The sequence below is a fragment of the Paenibacillus thiaminolyticus genome (assembly GCF_007066085.1).
GTDB classification, from domain to species: domain Bacteria; phylum Bacillota; class Bacilli; order Paenibacillales; family Paenibacillaceae; genus Paenibacillus_B; species Paenibacillus_B thiaminolyticus.
Window position 1 is genome coordinate 1,888,060 of the sequence record NZ_CP041405.1, and the last position, 19,692, is coordinate 1,907,751.

17 protein-coding genes are annotated in these 19,692 nt (G+C 55.1%); 8 read left to right on the plus strand and 9 right to left on the minus strand.

All coding sequences use genetic code 11. The features are described 5' to 3' along the window. Positions 1 to 94 precede the first annotated feature (94 nt). A complete protein-coding gene (locus FLT43_RS30490) occupies positions 95 to 1,222 on the minus strand; it encodes a methyl-accepting chemotaxis protein (protein ID WP_087445276.1) in 1,128 nt (375 codons plus the stop codon). A 468-nt stretch (positions 1,223 to 1,690) separates the two neighbouring features. Here FLT43_RS30490 and FLT43_RS08575 point away from each other — a divergent pair, with 468 nt between their 5' ends. From FLT43_RS08575 to cydS, 3 genes are read left to right on the plus strand one after another with little or no spacing between them, the layout of a single operon-like run. After that, positions 1,691 to 3,046 carry a cytochrome ubiquinol oxidase subunit I gene (locus tag FLT43_RS08575; protein WP_087445275.1) on the plus strand — a complete coding sequence of 452 codons (1,356 nt, stop codon included), beginning with the start codon at positions 1,691 to 1,693 and terminating at the stop codon, positions 3,044 to 3,046. Continuing rightward, positions 3,043 to 4,065, plus strand: coding sequence for a cytochrome d ubiquinol oxidase subunit II (locus tag FLT43_RS08580; RefSeq protein ID WP_087445274.1), 1,023 nt, complete (start codon positions 3,043 to 3,045; stop codon positions 4,063 to 4,065). Before FLT43_RS08575 ends, FLT43_RS08580 begins: the two co-directional genes overlap by 4 nt. A 12-nt stretch (positions 4,066 to 4,077) precedes the next feature. Beyond that, positions 4,078 to 4,179, plus strand: coding sequence for a cytochrome bd oxidase small subunit CydS family protein (cydS, locus tag FLT43_RS30810; RefSeq protein WP_373994940.1), 102 nt, complete (start codon positions 4,078 to 4,080; stop codon positions 4,177 to 4,179). Between the two features lie 118 nt (positions 4,180 to 4,297). Here cydS and FLT43_RS08585 read toward each other — a convergent pair whose 3' ends face one another. The 3 genes from FLT43_RS08585 to FLT43_RS08595 form a co-directional block, all read right to left on the minus strand. Beyond that, positions 4,298 to 5,026 carry a response regulator transcription factor gene (locus FLT43_RS08585; protein WP_087445273.1) on the minus strand — a complete coding sequence of 243 codons (729 nt, stop codon included), beginning with the start codon at positions 5,024 to 5,026 and terminating at the stop codon, positions 4,298 to 4,300. Positions 5,027 to 5,179: 153 nt separating this feature from the next. Continuing rightward, the gene (gene pnpS / locus FLT43_RS08590) at positions 5,180 to 6,991 is read right to left on the minus strand and encodes a two-component system histidine kinase PnpS (protein ID WP_087445272.1); all 1,812 of its coding nucleotides are present in this window, start codon (positions 6,989 to 6,991) and stop codon (positions 5,180 to 5,182) included. Positions 6,992 to 7,204: 213 nt separating this feature from the next. Further along, complete coding sequence (locus FLT43_RS08595) at positions 7,205 to 8,779, minus strand: fumarate hydratase (RefSeq protein ID WP_087445271.1); 1,575 nt, start codon at positions 8,777 to 8,779, stop codon at positions 7,205 to 7,207. Between the two features lie 225 nt (positions 8,780 to 9,004). Between FLT43_RS08595 and yfbR the strand changes: the two genes are divergently transcribed. Together yfbR and ytvI are read left to right on the plus strand one after the other, a co-directional pair. Continuing rightward, on the plus strand, positions 9,005 to 9,634 hold the full coding sequence (yfbR, locus tag FLT43_RS08600) for a 5'-deoxynucleotidase (protein ID WP_087445270.1): 630 nt from the start codon (positions 9,005 to 9,007) through the stop codon (positions 9,632 to 9,634). 131 nt (positions 9,635 to 9,765) lie between these two features. Next, positions 9,766 to 10,902, plus strand: coding sequence for a sporulation integral membrane protein YtvI (gene ytvI, locus FLT43_RS08605; RefSeq protein ID WP_087445269.1), 1,137 nt, complete (start codon positions 9,766 to 9,768; stop codon positions 10,900 to 10,902). A 95-nt stretch (positions 10,903 to 10,997) separates the two neighbouring features. Here the strand turns inward: ytvI and FLT43_RS08610 are convergent, their stop codons facing one another. After that, positions 10,998 to 12,578, minus strand: a complete 1,581-nt coding sequence (locus tag FLT43_RS08610; RefSeq protein WP_087445268.1) for an oleate hydratase — start codon at positions 12,576 to 12,578, stop codon at positions 10,998 to 11,000. A gap of 154 nt (positions 12,579 to 12,732) precedes the next feature. Continuing rightward, the gene (gene dhaS, locus FLT43_RS08615; RefSeq protein ID WP_087445267.1) at positions 12,733 to 13,302 is read right to left on the minus strand and encodes a dihydroxyacetone kinase transcriptional activator DhaS; all 570 of its coding nucleotides are present in this window, start codon (positions 13,300 to 13,302) and stop codon (positions 12,733 to 12,735) included. Positions 13,303 to 13,577: 275 nt separating this feature from the next. Here dhaS and FLT43_RS08620 point away from each other — a divergent pair, with 275 nt between their 5' ends. From FLT43_RS08620 to FLT43_RS08630, 3 genes are all read left to right on the plus strand, one after another. After that, positions 13,578 to 14,624 (plus strand): FecCD family ABC transporter permease, encoded by a 1,047-nt coding sequence (locus tag FLT43_RS08620; RefSeq protein ID WP_087445266.1) that lies wholly within the window; start codon positions 13,578 to 13,580, stop codon positions 14,622 to 14,624. Beyond that, complete coding sequence (locus tag FLT43_RS08625; protein WP_115057843.1) at positions 14,624 to 15,649, plus strand: FecCD family ABC transporter permease; 1,026 nt, start codon at positions 14,624 to 14,626, stop codon at positions 15,647 to 15,649. Before FLT43_RS08620 ends, FLT43_RS08625 begins: the two co-directional genes overlap by 1 nt. Positions 15,650 to 15,716: 67 nt before the next feature. Beyond that, the gene (locus FLT43_RS08630; RefSeq protein WP_087445265.1) at positions 15,717 to 16,736 is read left to right on the plus strand and encodes an ABC transporter substrate-binding protein; all 1,020 of its coding nucleotides are present in this window, start codon (positions 15,717 to 15,719) and stop codon (positions 16,734 to 16,736) included. Between the two features lie 80 nt (positions 16,737 to 16,816). Here the strand turns inward: FLT43_RS08630 and FLT43_RS08635 are convergent, their stop codons facing one another. The 3 genes from FLT43_RS08635 to icd all read right to left on the minus strand — a co-directional run bounded on the left by FLT43_RS08635 (position 16,817) and on the right by icd (position 19,634). Continuing rightward, a complete protein-coding gene (locus FLT43_RS08635; RefSeq protein WP_087445264.1) occupies positions 16,817 to 17,239 on the minus strand; it encodes a hypothetical protein in 423 nt (140 codons plus the stop codon). Between the two features lie 141 nt (positions 17,240 to 17,380). Next, positions 17,381 to 18,322, minus strand: coding sequence for a malate dehydrogenase (mdh, locus tag FLT43_RS08640; RefSeq protein ID WP_087445263.1), 942 nt, complete (start codon positions 18,320 to 18,322; stop codon positions 17,381 to 17,383). Positions 18,323 to 18,335: 13 nt separating this feature from the next. After that, positions 18,336 to 19,634, minus strand: a complete 1,299-nt coding sequence (icd, locus tag FLT43_RS08645; RefSeq protein ID WP_087445262.1) for an NADP-dependent isocitrate dehydrogenase — start codon at positions 19,632 to 19,634, stop codon at positions 18,336 to 18,338. Between the last annotated feature and the right edge of the window lie 58 nt (positions 19,635 to 19,692).

The following is a 19,692-nucleotide window of genomic DNA, read 5'->3' on the forward strand; positions in this document are numbered from 1 at the left end:
TTCGATGAGTGCAACCGATTCACTCGTACACTCGGAACCCTATCGTAACATACTTTCCCGTGCTCCAGCGACGTTTTTTCACAGGGTACGGTCTTCAATCCCGTTCCGCCATTCGCCTCAATTCCGCATGCGCTGACTGGGCCCGCTCCTCCATGCGCTGCGCGCAGGCATCAATCTGTGCCAGCTGCTCCTGATTATGCGCGATCGCCTGCAGAAGCTGTTCGAAGCGCCCGCAGGCCGCCTCTACCCCCGATGCGGTCATTACGACCTGCTCCCTGGTGCGCTCCCCCGTCTTCACGGCCTGGTTCAATGCTTGAACCATCTGGGCCAGCGTCTCTTCGATCTGGCCGGTCGCCGCCTTGGTCAGCATGGCCAGCTTGCGCACCTCCGTGGCGACGACCTGGAAGCCCAACCCGTGCTCGCCGGCGCGGGCCGCTTCAATCGACGCGTTCAGCGCCAGCATATGACACGAATCGGACCAGCCGCGGATGACGCCGATAGAATCGGCCACAGCCTGGGTATATTGTCGCAGATGCTCCATTTCCGCCGCTTGATCGTTCACCTGCCCGTATACTTGCTGAAATGCGGAGGACACATCGTCGAGCGAAGTCTTCCCGGCCAGCGTCTTGTCCATCATTGCGGACGCGTGCAGCTTGCCTTCCGCAGCCGCCTGCCTGACATATCCGGTCTCGCCCTTGATCGAATCGAACGCATGGAGCGTCGAATGCAGAACCGCCTTCTCCTTGCGCTCTGCATTGCGGCGCACGCGATTAGAGAGCTCGGACAGCTGCTTCGCAGACAGCACGCCGGCATACTGCCCTCCGCTAGTTATAATGAGGCTGTCATACATCCGTTCCTCCGGGCGGGCCCCCGCCAGTTCTAGCAGTTGGGCCGCATCCGTCCCCCATTCGGCGCAGGCCATGTCCCGATCCGTCAGCCGCGAGACCGGCTTCTCATGATAGAGCGCAGGGGAGAACCGCTTGCTCATCCGCTCATGGAACCGTTCGCGCATTACGATCCCGATTGGCTGCCGCGCCCCGTCCACGACAATAAGACAGCGCAGCGAGGAATCGGACAGGAACATGTCCTCGACGTCCTCGATCGGAGTCCGCGGATCAATCGCCGGAGCGGCATGAACCAAATCGTCGTACTCCGAGACAGCACCACGATGTGTGATCTGCGGAGAACCCGGGTTAATGAGAGATAAGATCGGCATCGTCATATAGCAGCACCCTTTGCGTTAATATTGTAAATCTGCATCTTTCGTCCTAATGTAGCACGGGAATGTAAACGGTTGGCCCAGGCTATGTAAAGAGTTTGTAAAGGCAATCGAACGCGGAAGTTGATGCGGACAAACATTTGTAACACCTTGTTCATCGCTCTATCACAATTGTTGTGAAAATTATCACACCATTTGAGTACGATATAGGTAAGTCTGTGATATGGATCATAGACAACATTCCAGCTTTATGAAGATTGCACAACGAAAGGGGTATCTGTCGATGGAATCGGACAATAAACAGGCAAACCGGATTCAAAAACAAGAGAAGTGGCTTATCGTTGTCTCCCTTGCAGTGGGCATCATTATGCTCCTCTCGTTCATACGGCGTTTTTTCTAACGCGGTAGGTTGACTGTTCACAACGTTCTGAAAATACGGCATTGCATTTCTGTTGAGGAGGGAAAGAGGACATGTACTCGTATGACCCGGTATTGTTCAGCCGCATTTTGACCGGCTTGACCTTGTTCGTGCATATTATTTACGCGACCATCGGCGTTGGAGTGCCGCTCCTGATCGCCCTGGCGGAATGGATCGGCATTAAGCGCAATGACCCGCATTATTTATTGCTGGCCCGCCGTTGGGCCAGGGGCTTCACCGTAACGGTAGCTGTCGGCGTGGTCACCGGGACCGCCATCGGGCTGCAGCTCAGCTTGCTGTGGCCGAACTTCATGAAGGTCGCCGGGCAAGCGATCGCGCTCCCGTTATTTATGGAGACGTTCGCCTTTTTCGTGGAGGCGATATTTCTTGGCATTTACTTATATACATGGGATCGCTTCAAAAACCGGATGTACCACTTTTTGCTGCTTGTTCCAGTAGCGATCGGATCATCGGCCTCGGCCTTTTTCATCACAACCGTGAACTCATTCATGAATTCGCCGCAGGGCTTCGACTGGGTCAACGGGCAGATGACGAACATCCAGCCGCTGGCGGCGATGTTCAATCCATCGATGCCAACGCGGGTGAGCCACGTGCTCGTGACCGCGTATGTCACCAGCGCCTTCCTGCTCGCGGCCATCGCCGCGGTCTCGATGCTGCGCGGACGCAGCCATGTGTACTATAAGAAGGCGCTGCGTCTGACGATGACGTCCGCCCTTATCTTCGCAGTCGCTTCGGCCGCCATCGGCGATCTGTCCGGAAAATATTTGCATGAATACCAGCCGGAGAAATTGGCTGCCGCGGAATGGCACTTCGAGACGAAGGACAGTGCGGAGCTGATTCTTGGCGGCATCTTGACGAAGGACAATGAAGTGAAGTTCGCGATCAAGATCCCGTTTGCGCTGAGCATTTTGGCGGGAGGGACGCCGGATACCGTCGTCCAAGGGCTGAATGAGGTGCCCGAGCATGAACGGCCGCCGCTGCGGGCCACACACTATTTCTTCGATTCGATGGTGTTCATCGGAATCTTCCTGACCGTCGTCTCGCTCTGGTACGTCGTCTGGCAGTACCGCCGCCGCAAGACCGGCAAGCCAATCAGCCGCCTGCTTCTGTATGCGATCGTGGCCGGAGCGCCGCTCGCCTTCCTGGCGATTGAATCAGGGTGGATGTTCGCGGAGGTCGGACGGCAGCCATGGGTGCTGTGGAAAATCATGACCGTCGAAGAAGGCGCGACGACGTCCGAGCATGTCGATACGATGCTGGTGCTGTTCACGCTTCTCTATCTGGTACTCAGCGTTACGGCCGTCAAGGTGCTGCGCAGCATGTTCCGCCACAATCCGGCCGAAGCGGAATTGGAGGCGAACGGCATGGAAGGGGGCATGAAGCGATGAATTACGAACTGCTCGGGATGACCGTGCTGTGGATTTTTCTGTTCGGCTACCTGATCGTGGCGTCGATTGATTTCGGCGCCGGGTTCTTCAGCTATGTCAGCACGATTACAGGCAAACGGCATATCATTCACAATATTATTGAACGCTACTTGTCGCCAGTATGGGAAGTGACGAACGTGTTCCTCGTCTTCTTCTACATCGGCCTGGTCGGATTTTTCCCGGATGCGGCCTATTATTACGGCACCGCCCTGCTCGTGCCTGGCAGTATCGCCGTCATCCTGCTCGCTGTCCGCGGCTCCTATTATGCCTTCAGCAACTATGGGGTCAAGAACAACCGGATTTATATGTTTTTGTACGGGGTGAGCGGCTGGCTAATTCCGGCTGCGTTGTCCACCGTGTTGGCTATCTCGGAGGGCGGATATATTTCGGAGGAAGGGGGCAAGGTGACCTTCCATGTCGGCAAGCTGTTCACCAATGTTTATCCGTATTCGGTTATTTTCCTCGCCTTGGTCAGCGTGCTCTATATTTCGGCCATGTTCCTGACCTACTACGCTGCCAAGGCGGAGGACAACGGGGCGCTCGAGATTGTCAGGAAGTACGCCCTCTTCTGGTCGGCGCCGACCATCTTGGCGAGCCTCTTCGTCTTCTATGCGATTCAAGATCATAATGCGGAGCACTTCAACAATATGATTACGAACGCCTGGATGTTCATCCTGTCGTTCCTGTTCTTCCTGATCGCCGTCTACTTGGTCTGGAAGCGCCGCAATTACGGCTGGGCCTTCCTCTGCGTCGTGCTGCAGTTCGGGTTCGCCTGGTTCGGTTACGGCGCGTCCCATTTGCCGTATGTACTGTATCCGTACGTCAACATTTATGACAGCTTCACCAATCCGGCGATGGCGACGGCTCTGATTGCCGTATTTATCCTGGGCCTGCTCGTCCTGATCCCGTCGCTGTTCTTGCTCCTGCGCTTGTTCCTGTTCGACGCGAACTATGTCAAGGGCAAGAAGACCCCACGATAAGGAGGTACAGACATGACGAATTTTCTTATATTTGCGGCGCCGCTCCTTATCGCGGCCTTGTCCATCGCGGCCGTATTCTGGTGGGGAGCCCTAGCGAAGCCATATGAGGATTAAGCGTCGCGCTAGCGAAGAGAACGCATGACGGCAGCCTGCTCTTCGGAGCTGGCTGCCGTCGTTGCCTTATCCAGACAAAAAAAGAATCCATCTCCCAGTCGAAAATGGATTGTGCGCCTTATTCGTCGGTGCGGTGGGCCTTCTTATGATGGACCAATTTGTAACCGACGCCCCGAATGGAATCGATCTGGACAGAGCGCTGGTTCATCTCCAGCTTCTTGCGCAGCGAGCTGACATGGACATCGACCGTCCGCTGTCCGCCGATGTAATCGAAGCCCCATACCGCATTCATCAGATCGTCCCGGGTAATGACCATGCCCGGGCGCTGGACGAGGTAGAGCAATACTTCGAATTCCTTCGGCCGCAGCGGGATCAGCTCCTGATGCAGCGTCACTTCATACTTCTCCGGATAAATGCGCAGATCGCCAATCGCAATGACTTTGTCGTCCGCATCTTCCTGCTCGATCGGCTCGTCGCTCGATGCGCGGCGCAGCACGGCGCCGACGCGCGCGAGCAGTTCTGCCACGCCGAACGGCTTCGTAATGTAGTCGTCCGCCCCGCACTTCAAGCCCTGCACGACTTCTTCCTCCGCATTACGCGCCGTCAAAATGATGACGGGCGTGCGGACACCAGCTTGTCTCAGCTTGGACAGCACCTCGAATCCGTTCATGCCCGGCAGCATAATATCCAGTATAATGAGGTCGAACTTGCGGTGCAGCGCCACCTGCAGCCCCTGGGAGCCGTGGTCGATCACCGTCGTATCGTACCCTTCCAAGGTCAGATTATATGACAATAGCCGCGCCAATGTCGGTTCGTCTTCGATGACTAATACTTTTCGTTCAGACATAATTATCCTCCGAAAGTCAATTCCTATCCCTTGTGCCTCTACCGATTCACGCTTAACTCGCAACCATATCGTAACATACTTCCCCGTGCCGCGGCGACGTTTTTTTCACTGCGGCACGGAGGCAGGGCGGGCATGGCAAGTTGATACCCGCGCTTATTGCTCTGACCCGCCCGGCGACCACTCCTGAAGCACGGGAAGCTCAATGGTGAAGGTGGTGCCTACGCCCAACTCGCTCTCTACCCGGATCGTTCCTCTGTGCGCATCGACGAGATGCTTTACGATGGAGAGCCCCAGCCCCGTGCCTCCCGATACGCGGGAGCGAGCCTTGTCTACCCGGTAGAAGCGCTCGAAGATGCGCGGCACATCCTTCTTCGGAATGCCGATGCCCGTATCGGTAATCATCAACCTGATCCGTTCCTCTTGGTCCGGGTCATGCAGCGCCACAGCACCTATCTTCACCTGTCCGCCCTCCGGCGTATAGTTAATCGCGTTGGAGAGCAGGTTGAGCATAATCTGGCGCAGCCGATCCTCATCCGCCTCGACATACAGATCCGTCTCGGCATCCAGCCGGACATCGATGCGCTTGCTGCCTGCTTCCTTGCGAAGCATCTCCACCGTATGCTCGAGGAAGGTCCCGAGCTCCACCGGTGAAAATTGCAGCACCGCCCGCTTCGCTTCGATTTTCGACAATTCCAGAATGTCGCCGATAAGCCGGTTCAAACGCTCGCTCTCCTCCTGAATAATCTGCAGGAAGGACTTCGCGATCTCCGGATCATGCATCGCCCCATTCAGGAGCGTCTCGGCGAAGCCCTTGACTGCGGCAATCGGCGTCTTGAGCTCATGGGACACATTCGCCACGAATTCAGTCCGCATTCGCTCCAGCCGCCGGATCTCCGAGACATCCTGCATCACCAGCAAAATGCCCGCCCATTCCTGATCGGTGAAATAGGCCGGGACGACCGTAACATCCAGCAGACGCTCCTCCGGATAATAAATCGTCATCTCGTCATGGCGCAGCTGCTTCTTCTCCTCGACTTCGGCCATCATCTGCTGCATCTCATACGGCGCCCTGACTTCGCTGAACGGACGCCCGAGCCATTCCCTGCTTCGGATGCCGAGAATATGCTCGGCCTTCCGGTTCAACAGCGCAACCTTGCCTTCCGCATCGACCATCACGATCGCATTGATCATATGCTCCATGACCGTCTGCAGCCGGCTCTCGTTCTCGCGGATTTGCGACATCTGCACCTGGAGGCTCTCCGCCATCGCATTGATAGCTGTCCCTAGCTGCCCGATCTCGTCCTTCCCCGCAGCCTGGGCCCTCGCCTTGTAGTCCATCTGGGCGATGCGCATCGCGACGCGGGTCATATTCTCGATCGGACGCGTCAGATTGAAGGCAATCCGGTAGCTGACGATCCCTGCGATAACGAATAATGCCGCCAGGCCTAGCGCCAAATACGCCCACAGCGCCCTCACGCTGCTCTCGACATGCGCCAGGCTCATCGCCAGACGTATATACCCGTCAAAATGGTTCGTATGCACGGGCATGGCGACATAGAGCATATTTTGCCCCAGCGTCTCGCTATAACGGATATTCGAGCCGATCCCTTCCTGCCCCGCCTTCATAATCTCCTCGCGCGCCAAGTGATTGTCCATCTCGGCAGCCTCATGATCGGAATCGCCGACGACCGTCCCGTCAGCCAGAATAAAGGTAACGCGGGCATCCGCGCTGTCATGAAGCTTGCGCGCCCAGCCGCTGTAATATGCAACCATATCGTCCCTGCTTTCCGGCTGGATCCAGGCAAGCGTCTGCTCGATGAGCATAATTTCCCGGGACATATTCTCCTCCAACTGGCGGATATGATTGTGCTTGAAGGTGGACGCCATATAAATGCCGGCTGCCGTCACGGATATCCCGATCAGCAGCACAAAGATCAAAGTCAAACGGGTGCGAAACCGCGACATGCGCATCTCTCCACTTCATTCTCAAGGTTGTAGGTCTATGTTCCATCCTACCGACCGTTGCGCCGTTTGGCTAGAGTGTCTTATGTAAAGGTTTTGTAAACCCTGAACGGAACCGCGTTCTCCGATATTCTTCCCTTCGGATGACCATTGTCATTCCGGCCGGGCCATACAAACAAATCCCCGGTCCGCGACCGGGGATTAAAGAATGATTGCTTATGCAAAGACAGGGTCCTTGAACTGGGCCAGCTTCTCGAACGAGCTGCGATCGACGTCCGCGTGCAGGCTGTTGCCATGCGCATCCATCGTCACGATCGCCGCGAACCCTTCTACATCGAGATGCCACATCGCTTCCGGAATGCCGAATTCGAGGAAATCGACTCCGTTCACTTGCTTCATGCATTCCGCATAATATTGAGCCGCTCCGCCAATCGCATTCAAATAGACGGCGCCATGCTCCTGCAGCGCGGCCAGTGTCTTCGCACCCATGCCGCCTTTGCCGATGACGGCGCGGATGCCGAATTTCTTAATGATATCGCCTTGGTACGGCTCCTCGCGAATGCTCGTCGTCGGTCCGGCCGCCTTGACATGCCAGCCTTCCTCATCCTTCAGCATAACCGGGCCGCAATGATAGATGACCGCCCCGTCCAGATCGACCGGCGCATCATAGTCCATCAAATATTTATGAAGCGCGTCTCGTCCCGTGTGCATCTCACCGTTGATAACGACGACGTCCCCTACCTTCAGGGAGCGGATCTGCTCCTCGGAAATCGGCGTGTTCAGCACGATGCGGCGGCTCTCGCTCTTCACAGGAGCTGCTTCAGCAGCTTCTGTCGCTTCTTCGGCAGTTCCTGCCGCTTCACCTTCCGCGGCGCTGTCCATCGGAAGCTCGCTTCCTCGCTCGTATACCCATTCCTTAATCTCTCCGCTCGCGCTGTCGAGCAGGACGCCTTGGCGCCGGTAAGCCCAGCAGTTATAGGCAACCGATACGAAAAAGCTCGCCGGCAGCCGGTTCATGACCCCAATCTTGCAGCCGAGCAGCGTCACCTCGCCGCCGAAGCCCATCGTACCGATGCCCAACTGATTCGCCTTATCCAAAATATATTCTTCCAATTGCCGCAGCTCAGCGATCGGATTCGTATCATCTACGCGGCGGAACAGTTGCTGCTTCGCCAACTCGTAGCCCGTCGTCCGATCACCGCCTATGCCGACACCGATGAAGCCTGCACTGCAGCCCTGCCCCTGAGCCTGGTAGATCGCATGCAGAATGCACTTGCGGATGCCGTCGAGATCGCGGCCGGCCTTGCCCAGGCCCTCCAGCTCGGCCGGCAGGCTGTACTGGATGTTCTTGTTCTCGCAGCCGCCGCCCTTCAAGATGAGGCGCACCTCGATGTCGCCGCGCTCCCACTGCTCGAAATGGATAACCGGCGTTCCCGGGCCGAGATTGTCCCCGCTGTTCGCTCCCGTCAAGGAATCGACGGAATTGGTACGGAGCTTGCCTTCCTTCGTCGCGCGGCTGACCGCTTCCTGAATCTCCCGCTTCATGACGATCTGATTCGCGCCTACCGGAGTATGCACGATGAACGTCGGCATGCCGGTATCCTGACAGATGGGGGATACCTTCGTCTCCGCCATTACAATGTTGCGGGCGATCGTGCCCAAGGACAGTCCGGCGCGCGTTGCAGCGTCCTCGCGCGCTTGCGCTTCCCGGATCACCTTGCGCACATCGCCCGGCAGATTGGTTGATGTCTCCACGATCAAATCATATACGCTCTGCAAAAACGATTTCATAAGCAAACCCAAGCCCCTCTCTTCGAATATCCCGCTATCTATCTGCAGTCATCTGGCTGTCTGTCGGGTTCCTCTCTATCTTCTCTGCTTCGGCCGATTCGACATGCCGCATGCGGCGTGAATCCGCTTCCTATAGTAATATAATAGCATAATAGGAGCGTCTGTCGAAGACATTCGGACGAAGTTACCCGGAGCTCGATGCGATGCCGGAAAGGATGAGAACCTATGGATCCAACCAAGGACGAGGCCCAAGCCGGGCGTCCGCACGGACATCATTTTTTTGCCTATATGTATCGGTTGAAGCATATCGAGCGCTGGAGCCTGATGCGCAATACGACGAAGGAGAACGTCGCCGAGCACAGCTTCCACGTCGCGATGACGACGCATATGCTGTGCACAATCGGGAACGAGGTGTACGGAAAAGCGCTGGACACAGGCCGGGCCGTCATGATGGCGCTGTTCCACGACGCGACGGAAGTGTTCACGGGTGATATTCCGACGCCCGTCAAGCACCATAATACGCGCATTCTGGCCAATTTCCGCGAGATCGAGCAATTGGCTGCAGAGCGGCTTATCAGCATGATTCCGGCTGAGCTGCAGACGGCCTATGCGCCGCTCATCGATCAGACGCTGGATGAGGAACTGAAGCGCTATGTGAAGGCTGCCGATCTGCTCGACGCCTACTTCAAATGCGGAAGCGAAGCGGCAGCGGGCAACCGGGAATTCGATGTGGCCCGGCGGCAGACCGAGCAAAAATTGCGGGCGCTCGGCCTGGAGGAAATCGACTATGTCCTTACCCGCCTCGGGCCAAGCTTCGACATGACGCTGGACGAAATGTCGTTGTCCGACAGCTAGGCTCACGTAGTTCCTCCTCCCTATCCCGCAGACTGGCGATAGTTTTGGAAATCATCCCGCGGTCTGTTAAAATTAAGGTAAAAAATACAGCGAAAATTGTCGCCGTTGGATAGGAAGAAAGGAAGAACGCCATGCCATTATTCAATGTTACACTGGTTCATCGCATTTTTCGCGGCATATGGGTAACCATCGTCACACTCGGGGCTATCCTGCTATTTTATTATGGCTTCCGGATAATTTACCCGTTCCTGATTGCCTGGCTGCTGGCCTATATGATGAACCCGCTCGTCCGGTTTTTGGAGCAAAAATGGAGGTTCCCGCGCTGGACGGCCGTAGCCTCCTCTATATTGCTGTTCGGCTCGATCATTACCTTCGCGATCTTCGTCTTCACGACCAAGATCGTATCGGAGTCCTGGCATATCGTGGGCCTCGTGCAGGAGCAGATCGCGGAGTGGAGGAATTGGCTGAATGATTACTATCATTCCGCTGAATTCCAAGCTATCCTGTCCGATCTGAATGAGACGCTGACAGCGATCGACTTGCAATCGTCCTTGTCGAAATATACGAGCACGATCGCGACGACCGGCTCGGCTCTCGTCGCCTACTTATTCAACTTTATTAAAGCGAGCGTGCTGTTCCTGCCCAAGCTGGCTGTGATCACCGTCATTATTATGGTCGCTACCTATCTCATCAGCAAGCAGTGGAATTCGCTGGCGACGGCGAGCAAGCAGATGGTGCCCGAACGGGTGCGCGCCTCCATTGGCGTCGTAATCGGCGATCTGCAGCATGCCATTTTCGGATACGTGAAGGGACATATTATTTTATCCAGCATTACCGCACTCGTCTTTTTTGTCGGGCTGCTTGTTCTTGGCGTCGAGTATGCCTTCACGATCGCGATTATCGGCGGGATCGTCGATCTGATTCCGCTGATCGGGATCCCCGCCATAGTCGTCCCGTGGGCGGTGTTCTCCTTCATCGAAGGCAATTTGTTCCTGGGGACCGGTCTTCTGGTGCTATGGCCGGTTATTCTCGTGACGCGGCATGCCTTTGAACCGAAGGTGTACGGCTCCAGCATCGGACTGAATCCGCTTATGCTGCTTATCTTTTTGTTCGCGGGACTTCATCTGCTCGGGGTGATCGGCATTTTTGTCGGCATCATCGCCCTCGTCGTCCTGACAGCGCTGCAGCGCGCCCATGTATTCCGCGATGTCTGGCGTTATATTATGACCGGTTCCTTCTTTCCGATGGCGCCCCCTGCACCCAAATAAGCAAGCAGCTTCGCAAGGACAACAAAGAGAGCGCCATTCCCCCGGAATGCGCTCTCTTTGCCTGTCAGGCCGGCCTTAGCTCTTCACGCCGCTTCTTACCGGAAGGACGTCACCAGCCCATTCAGCAGCGTTCTAATATCATATTGATACTCGTTAATCGGGGCGATCGGCTTATTGATGCCCAACAGCGTATATACAGCGATTCTTGCCGTTCGGACAGAATATTCTTCCGTAAAGACGACGTCGTTCGGAATCTCGCAGAATTGCCCGACGAAGGCCAGATTCGTAGAGCCCTGCGGGACGACCTGCGGCCGGTCGCCGATCGCTCGCGGCATGAACTGCGCCGTAATATACGGCATCATGCACGGAATACAGTTGGCGGTCTGAATCATCGCATCCATATCCTCATGGAAATGAAGATGATTTAACAACTCCGTCAATATCTCTTCGCCGGTGCAGTCCGACATTTTTTTCTTCACATAGTCGCCTTCATTATCCGGGAACAGACCGTAGCCCCAGAACACGCGGACATGCTCCGGCTGGTTCCGGAAATGCGGCTGATGCGCCAGCACAATCGACATCAGCCAACTGGACTCCTTGAACGTGACCAAAGCGCCTGTTCCTGCCTTATTGCGTGAGAAGGCTTCCATCCGATCGAAAAATCTCGAGTCCTGGCAGGTCACGGTGAAGGACTCCCACTTCGAGCCTTCGATATGGTCGTCGAATGAAGAAGGATTGCCCAATCCGGGCTTCTTCGCGGCGATGCGATCCCATAGCTTCCACGAGCTTCCCTTGCCGTTCAAGCTTGGGGCAGACGTCATCGAGCCAAGGCTATAGCCCTCCGTCATCGACCCGTTCGTCACGATGACAAGATCGCCGTCATTGAGTTCTATCGTTCCCGGCGAACCTTCTTTGACATAATGAATTTTCGTTACCGTAATGCCGCGGCCTTCTTTGAAATCCAGATCGGTCACCGTGCATTTCATATTGAAATCGACGCCATGCTGCGTCAAATAATGGTGGAGCGGAACCGTAAGGGAATCATATTGATTGTATGGCGTTCTCGTCACCCCTTCAAGCGTATGAATTCGCGGGAACTCATGCATGAAGCGGATCATGTATCGTTTGAGTTCGGCGGCGCTATGCCAAGGCTGGAATGCGAACGTGGTCGCCCACATATACCAGAAATTCGTCTCGAAGAAATGCGGGCCGAACCAATCCTGGATCCGGGCTGTGCCCAGCTTCTCTTCCGGCGTCATAATGAGCTTGGACATCGCGATTCGATCCGCCATATCGAAGCCCATTGACGTCACATCCTGGACTTCGGCGTGCTTATTGACGAGACGCGCATTCGAATGCGTCGGATGAGCCGTATCGAACTCGATAATTTCGTCTCGGACGGATTTGGCCGGATCGTCGATAGAAGGGATCGAGCTTAACAGATCCCAAGTGTTCTCATAGGTCTCATCATTGAGCATGCGGCCCCCGCGAATGACATATCCTTGCTCGCCATTGCCGGAGCCGTCGTTGCTGCCGCCGAGTATTTTCATTTCCTCCATGATATGAATGTGGGAACCAGGGAAATCACAGTCTCGAACGAGGAAAGCAGCACCTGCGAGTGACGCGATTCCGCCACCGACAAAATAGACTTGCTTGGTATTGTACTCCGTGCTCATAACCGTCGCCTCCATTGGTATGATTGCTTGTGTTCCTCAGCAAACTAACTGTATTACACGAAGACGGCCCGCGGAATAATCAATATGCGGCGGCTGTATGATTTTTTGTCATTCGCAATAAAATGTATAGTTTTCTAGCGAGAGGCAGCCTCGCTTACTGGGGCTTATGCTCATAGCGATGCAGCGCTTTGGCGAAATTGCCCTCTAACAGCTCGTTCAATTTTTGGATCATCCGGTCCGGATTCTCGTTCATTCCGTTCTCCATCCACTGAATCACGAGGCCGGTAAAGGCAAGCGCATAGAAATTGGCGATAAATTTCTTATCCTCTTCCCGAACCTTCATTCGATCCGAGACTTCGTTCACCACATCCATCATTAAGCCCATCGTGACGCTGTACAAATAATGATCGAGATGGTTCCTTGCCAATGAGTTAAGCGTGTTGAGACAAAATGCTTTGTTGTTCTCGATATAGTGAAAAATTCTGCGGAATCCTTGCGTCCATGTGCTATAGCTTCGATAGTGGGCGATGCTCTCGACGGCTTCAGATTGGTACACCCAGCCGAGCAAATCGTAAATGTCCTGAAAATGGTAATAAAACGTTTGCCTGTTCAAGCCGCAGCGATCCACGATATGCTTGACCGTAATTTTATTGAAAGGGTGGTCGTTCATCAGTTCCTTGAGCGAGGTTGCAAGCGCTTTCCTCGTTATGAGCGAGCTGGACATTCCATCACCTGCTGTATCAGAATACAACTCTGAAATTTATGCTTATTATACCCGCAATCATATACCGCTACAAATGACTTGGCGCAATAAGCGCTAGCAAAATTGAGGGTTGTGTCCCCGTCGGTTTCTCAAAAACCTCTTGACAGAATAACCGCCTTTGATAAAATAGGCTTTGGATTTGATCGATAATGATTCTCAATATCATTTGTAATATCGACGGTCCATCCCATAGCCGCTTCGGCATTGCATTTTTATACATAAAGGGGGTTGCACAAATGCAAGCAGATGAAGCGGTCCATCCTCCTCTCACCGGGACCGTCCGATTCTCTCGCCTTATGATCGCAGTCGGGCTGATCCTTCTTGGGGCGATACTGCTTGCAGCAGGCTTTGTCGTTTCCATTTCGTATGGCGCTGCAGACGCAGGCTACCACGATGTATTGGATTTGATGTTGGGGTTCAATACCGATTCGGCTTCCCAACTGCTCATTTACGAGCTGCGGATGCCAAGAGCGATCAGCGGAATATTGGTGGGCGCGTGCCTGGCGGCATCAGGCGCCATCATGCAGGGCATTACCCGCAATCCGCTGGCCACCCCATCGATTATGGGGCTGTCTCAAGGCTCGGGTCTGGCGATTGCCATCGCCATGATTGTGTTGCCGGCGTTAAGCTACTTTGAAATGGTCATCTTCTCCTTTGCCGGCGCGGCGGCGGGAGTCATGATCGTCTACGCCATCAGCGCGCTGTCCCCGGGCGGGATGTCGCCGCTCAAGCTGGTCCTGGCCGGAGCTGCAGTAAGCTCTCTGTTCGGAGCGCTAGCCTCCGGGCTGGCGATTTATTTCAACATCGCGCAAGACATCAGCTTCTTCGCGGCCGGCGGACTGACCATGGTCCGGTGGGACGCGATAGAGATGCTGCTCCCGGTAAGCGCGGTATGCCTGGCGATGGCGATAGTGCTATCGCGGGATATTACCCTGCTCAGCTTCGGCGAGGAAGTAGCCGCCGGACTGGGGCAGCGCACCGTACTGATTAAGACGCTGTGCACGATCGTCGTCTTATTCATGACTGGCGCCGCCGTATCGGTGGCGGGAGGAGTTGGCTTCGTAGGGCTGATCATCCCGCATATGGTGCGGTCGCTCGTCGGCGTCGACTATCGGCTGATTATTCCTTGCTCCGCCGTATTCGGCGGCGTTCTCGTCACCTATGCAGACATTGCAGCCAGATGGTTCAACGCGCCTTATGAGACACCGATAGGGGCGGTTACCGCCGTCATCGGCGTTCCGTTCTTCCTCTATCTGGCGCGTACAGAAGGGAGGGCCCTGTGATGCGGCCGTTGCGTATGACCCCGCATGGACGAGCCTCCCTTGTGCTGGGACTGCTGGCCGCGATAATTATTGCGGTATTTCTCATCAGCCTGAACTCAGGCTCGATCCCGTTGTCTCCGCTTGACGTAGTGAAGACGCTGTTCGGCGGCGGAACCCAGCAGCAGGAGACCGTCCTGTTCCAATTCCGGATGCCGCGCATGGTCATTGCGCTGCTCATCGGTTGCGGACTGGCGGTATCAGGTGTCATCCTGCAGGGATTGTCGCGCAATGCGCTGGCCGATCCGGGAATTCTCGGAATTAACGCCGGAGCCGGGCTGGCGGTTGTGCTCTTCATGTATTTGGTGTTCGAGACGAAGGAGATCAAGAGCGTATTGCCGACAATGACCATTCCGCTGTTCGCGTTGGTCGGCGCCGGCGCAACGGCCTTGCTTATCTTTACGCTGGCCTGGAAGCAAGGCATCACCCCGATCCGGCTCATTCTCGTCGGAATCGCGGTCTCTGCCGGCCTCGGCGCAGTCAATACGTTCATATCTTTGAAATTAGCCAACGCCAACTTCATGTATGCCACAGTCTGGCTCGCGGGCAGCCTGTGGGGCACAAGCTGGGCGTTCGTGATTGCGATTCTGCCTTGGATATTGGTGCTCGTTCCCTATGCCATGTGGAAGGCGCGTTCTCTCAATGTGCTTCAGCTCGGAGACCCGCTGGCGACCGGCGTCGGCCTGCGCGTCGAACGGGAACGCGGCAAATTGATTTTTGCCAGCGCCGGATTGGCCGGGGCCTGTGTGGCTGCAGGCGGCGGCATTGGCTTCGTCGGCCTGATTGCCCCTCATATCGCCCGCAAGCTGGTCGGGCCCAAGCATCAGCTTCTGATTCCGGCCGCGACCTTGATCGGGGCGCTGCTGCTGCTGGCGGCAGACTTATTGTCGCGCAATGTCCTGAGCCGGACGGAGATTCCGGTCGGCATCGTTATCACCGTACTGGGCGCGCCCTACTTTCTCTACCTTTTAATGAAGACCAAGACATAGGTCATGTACGAGTGTTCCCAAGGGACCGCCTAGCAATAAAAATAGAGAAGAAATGAGGAAAACCGATATGATGAAACGATTGATAAGCGTAACATTAATTTTGGTATTGGCACTTATTTTTACAGGATGCGGCCAAAAGGAAGGCCAGGCAACAGGCAGCCAGGAGAGCGCAGCTCAGCAGAATGAGAAGGCAGCGGAGGAACAGAAGTCAGAGGATCACCAAACAAAGCAACAAAAGGCGGAATCCACGCAAGAAGCCGACTTCAAGGTGGTCAACACATCGCGCGGCGAAGTGAAAATTCCGGTGAACCCCCAACGCGTCGTCGACCTTGCCTATGCCACTGAAGAATTATTGATTATGGGAATCAAGCCGATTATGTCGTCTGCCGGCCCGGATCTGCCCGATTACTTGAAGGACAAGCTGGAAGGAGTAACCCTGGTGGATGCCGGCTCCGTGAAGGTGGAAGACGTAATGGCGCTCAATCCGGATTTGATTATTACGAGCGGCCGCACGGAGAAATTGTACGATCAGCTCACGCAAATTGCGCCGACAGTTCAGTTGGAGGGCGATTTTTACACGTGGCGCGAACGCTTCCCCGAGATGGCCGGCATCCTTGGCAAGGAAAAGGAAATGAATGAATGGCTTGCTCAATATGAAAAGAAGGCCAAGCAAATCGGCGATGAAATTAAAGCCGTCACGGGAGACGCGACGTTTGCCCTGTACGTGACAAATGCGTCGCAATACCGGATTTACGGAAAAGCTTTGCTCGGCGACGTCTTGTTCTCAGATTTGAAGCTGCCGATGGGCGAAGGAGCGCCGACGGAGTCAAGCGTCGAAATTGTATCTCTTGAAAATCTATTCAAGTTCGATCCGGACTATATTTTCTTGGGGCTGTATGGAGATAATCTGGCAGTGGCTCAAAAAAAACTGGATGACATGCAAAAATCCGGGCTGTGGGGCAAGCTGAAGGCAGCCAAAAACGGCCACGTCTATATGTTGGACAATTCAACATGGTCGTTAGGAACATTCCCGCTCGGCAAAGAAAAAGCGCTTGAAATGGTGCGCGATATGGTGTTGAAAAAATAGAGCGATTGGCAAGAAAAAAGGGCGGTCCCGTACGTCATGCTGCATGACGTACAGGACGGCCCTGCCTGTTCCGCTTCGGATTAAATGTTCCGGTAGACCATCAAAATAACCATGATGATGAACAGGATGAAGACGAGCGTGGCGAACATCTGCGTCTTGTCAATGGCCGCCGTATTGCTCTGGCCGGCCTTCGCCGACTGCAGCGCAACCTTGATCTGCTTGCCCATAATTCCGCCCAGTGCGGCGATGGCGAGGAACACGACCATCGTCAAAATAATCCACAGCATGGAATAGCTGCCTTTGCCAATCATATAGCCGCCCGTCAGAAATTGCGCGATTAGCGCATATTGGGCAATCCGGTTCGCGGAATGAACGCCAAGCAGCAGCCCCTCCTGTCCCGATGCCGACACGAGCTTCAGCTTATTGACGACAAACGGGATGACCGCATAAATCCCCATTGCGACTGCGCCCAGGATATGCAAAAGTACAAGAGCCGTGTACATAAGGAACATTCCCTCCATAGTCATGTTATGTATGTAATTTTGCTTCCTATTATACTAGACTCTCCCTCTGAACACAAAGAAAGATGGCCATTTTCGGACCATCTTTCTGTATATCGCTATAATATTTGTCACAATTTCGATTTATCCGGCGACAACTTTGATAACATTCCGCACGGATTCAGCCGATTTGTCCAAGGCCACCCGCTCTTCCGGCGTCAAGTCAATCTCGATCACTTTCTCGATGCCGTCGCCGCCCAGTACGGCCAATACGCCCATGAACAGCTTGTCGTAGCCATATTCGCCCTCCAGGTAAGCAATGACCGGCAGAATGCGCTTCTTGTCCTTCAGAATTGCTTCGGTCATCTGTACCAGCGATGCCGCCGGCGCATAGTAGGCGCTGCCGTTGCCAAGCAGGTTCACGATCTCGCCGCCGCCTACGCGGGTGCGCTGCACGATCGCATCAATGCGCTCCTGCGGAATCAGCTTCTCAATCGGCACGCCGCCGACATTCGTGTACCGAACGAGCGGCACCATGTCGTCGCCATGTCCGCCAAGCACGACCCCGCGGACATCTTCCACCGACACGTTCAATTCCTGCGCGATGAACGTGCAGTAACGAGCCGTGTCCAGGACGCCGGATTGACCGATGACGCGGTTCTTCGGGAAGCCAAGCGTCTCAAATGCGGCGTAGGTCATCGCATCGACCGGATTGCTCAAAATGATAACGTAAGCATTTGGGCAGTATTTTTTCACATTTTCGCAGACGGACTTCACGATGCCTGCATTCGTGTTGACGAGATCGTCCCGGCTCATGCCCGGCTTCCGCGCTACACCCGCCGTAATGATGACGATGTCGGAATCCTTCGTATCTTCATAGTTGGAGGTACCTGTAATCTGGCTGTCGAACCCTTGCACCGGGCTTGCCTCCAGCATGTCAAGCGCCTTCCCCTTCGTTGGATTCTCGAGTTGGGGGATATCCACCAATACAACGTCTCCGAGTTCCTTTTGGGCGAGCATCAAAGCAGTAGTAGCACCCGTGAATCCCGCACCTACTACTGTAATCTTGTTGCGTCGAATAGCCATTCCGGTCGACCCCCTATTTCATATGGTTAATGATATGATCTGCGAATTGCGAGCATTTCACTTCCGTTGCATCGTCCATCAGACGGGCAAAGTCATAGGTTACGGTCTTGTGGTTGATCGCCGTCTCCATGCCTTTGTAGATCAGGTCGGCAGCTTCCTGCCAGCCAAGATGCTCCAGCAGCATGACGCCGGACAGAATAACGGAGCCCGGATTGACGACATCGAGATCCGCATACTTCGGCGCGGTTCCGTGCGTCGCTTCGAAAATGGCATGTCCGGTTACATAGTTGATGTTCGCGCCAGGCGCGATGCCGATGCCGCCAACTTGCGCAGCCAGGGCGTCGGACAAGTAGTCGCCGTTCAGGTTCAGCGTAGCGATGACGTCGAAGTCCTTCGGACGCGTCAGCACTTGCTGCAGCGCGATGTCGGCGATGGCATCCTTGATGATGATCTTGCCAGCCGCTTCCGCTTCTGCTTGGGCCTTGTTGGCCGCATCTACGCCTTCCGCTTCCTTGATGCGATCGTACTGGCCCCAAGTGAATGTCTGCTCGGCGAATTCCTGCTCGGCCACTTCGTAGCCCCAGTTCTTGAACGCGCCTTCCGTGAACTTCATAATGTTGCCTTTGTGAACCAGCGTTACGCTCTTGCGCTTATGAGTGATCGCGTATTCGATCGCCGCGCGCACGAGGCGCTTGGAGCCTTCGGAAGATACCGGCTTGATGCCGATGCCGGAAGTCTCAGGGAAGCGGATCTTCTTCACGCCCATCTCCTGCTGCAGGAAGGCAATCATTTTCTTCACTTCTTCCGATCCGGAAGCATACTCGATGCCGGCATAGATATCTTCGGTATTTTCACGGAAAATGACCATGTCAACCAATTCCGGACGCTTGACCGGGGAAGGAACACCGTTGAAATAGCGGACTGGACGCAAGCATGTGTACAGATCCAGCTCTTGACGAAGCGCGACGTTCAGAGAACGGATGCCGCCGCCGATTGGCGTCGTCAACGGTCCCTTGATCGCGACGATATATTCGCGAATCGCTGTCAGCGTATCGTTCGGCAGCCATTCGCCGTATGTGTTGTAGGCCTTCTCGCCCGCGAACACCTCATACCAAGCCAGCTTGCGCTCGCCATTGTACGCCTTCTCGACTGCGGCATCGAGCACCCGCTTCGATGCGCGCCAAATATCGCGGCCCGTTCCGTCTCCTTCGATGAACGGGATAATCGGATGGTTAGGCACTTGCAGCTTGCCGTCTTGAATTGTAATTTTCTCGCCTTCAGTAGGTAATTCGAACTTCTCCAATTGAACCATGGACGTTCCTCCTTAAGTAAATTGCCGCACCATCACGCGATGCGGCCTTCGTCTGCCA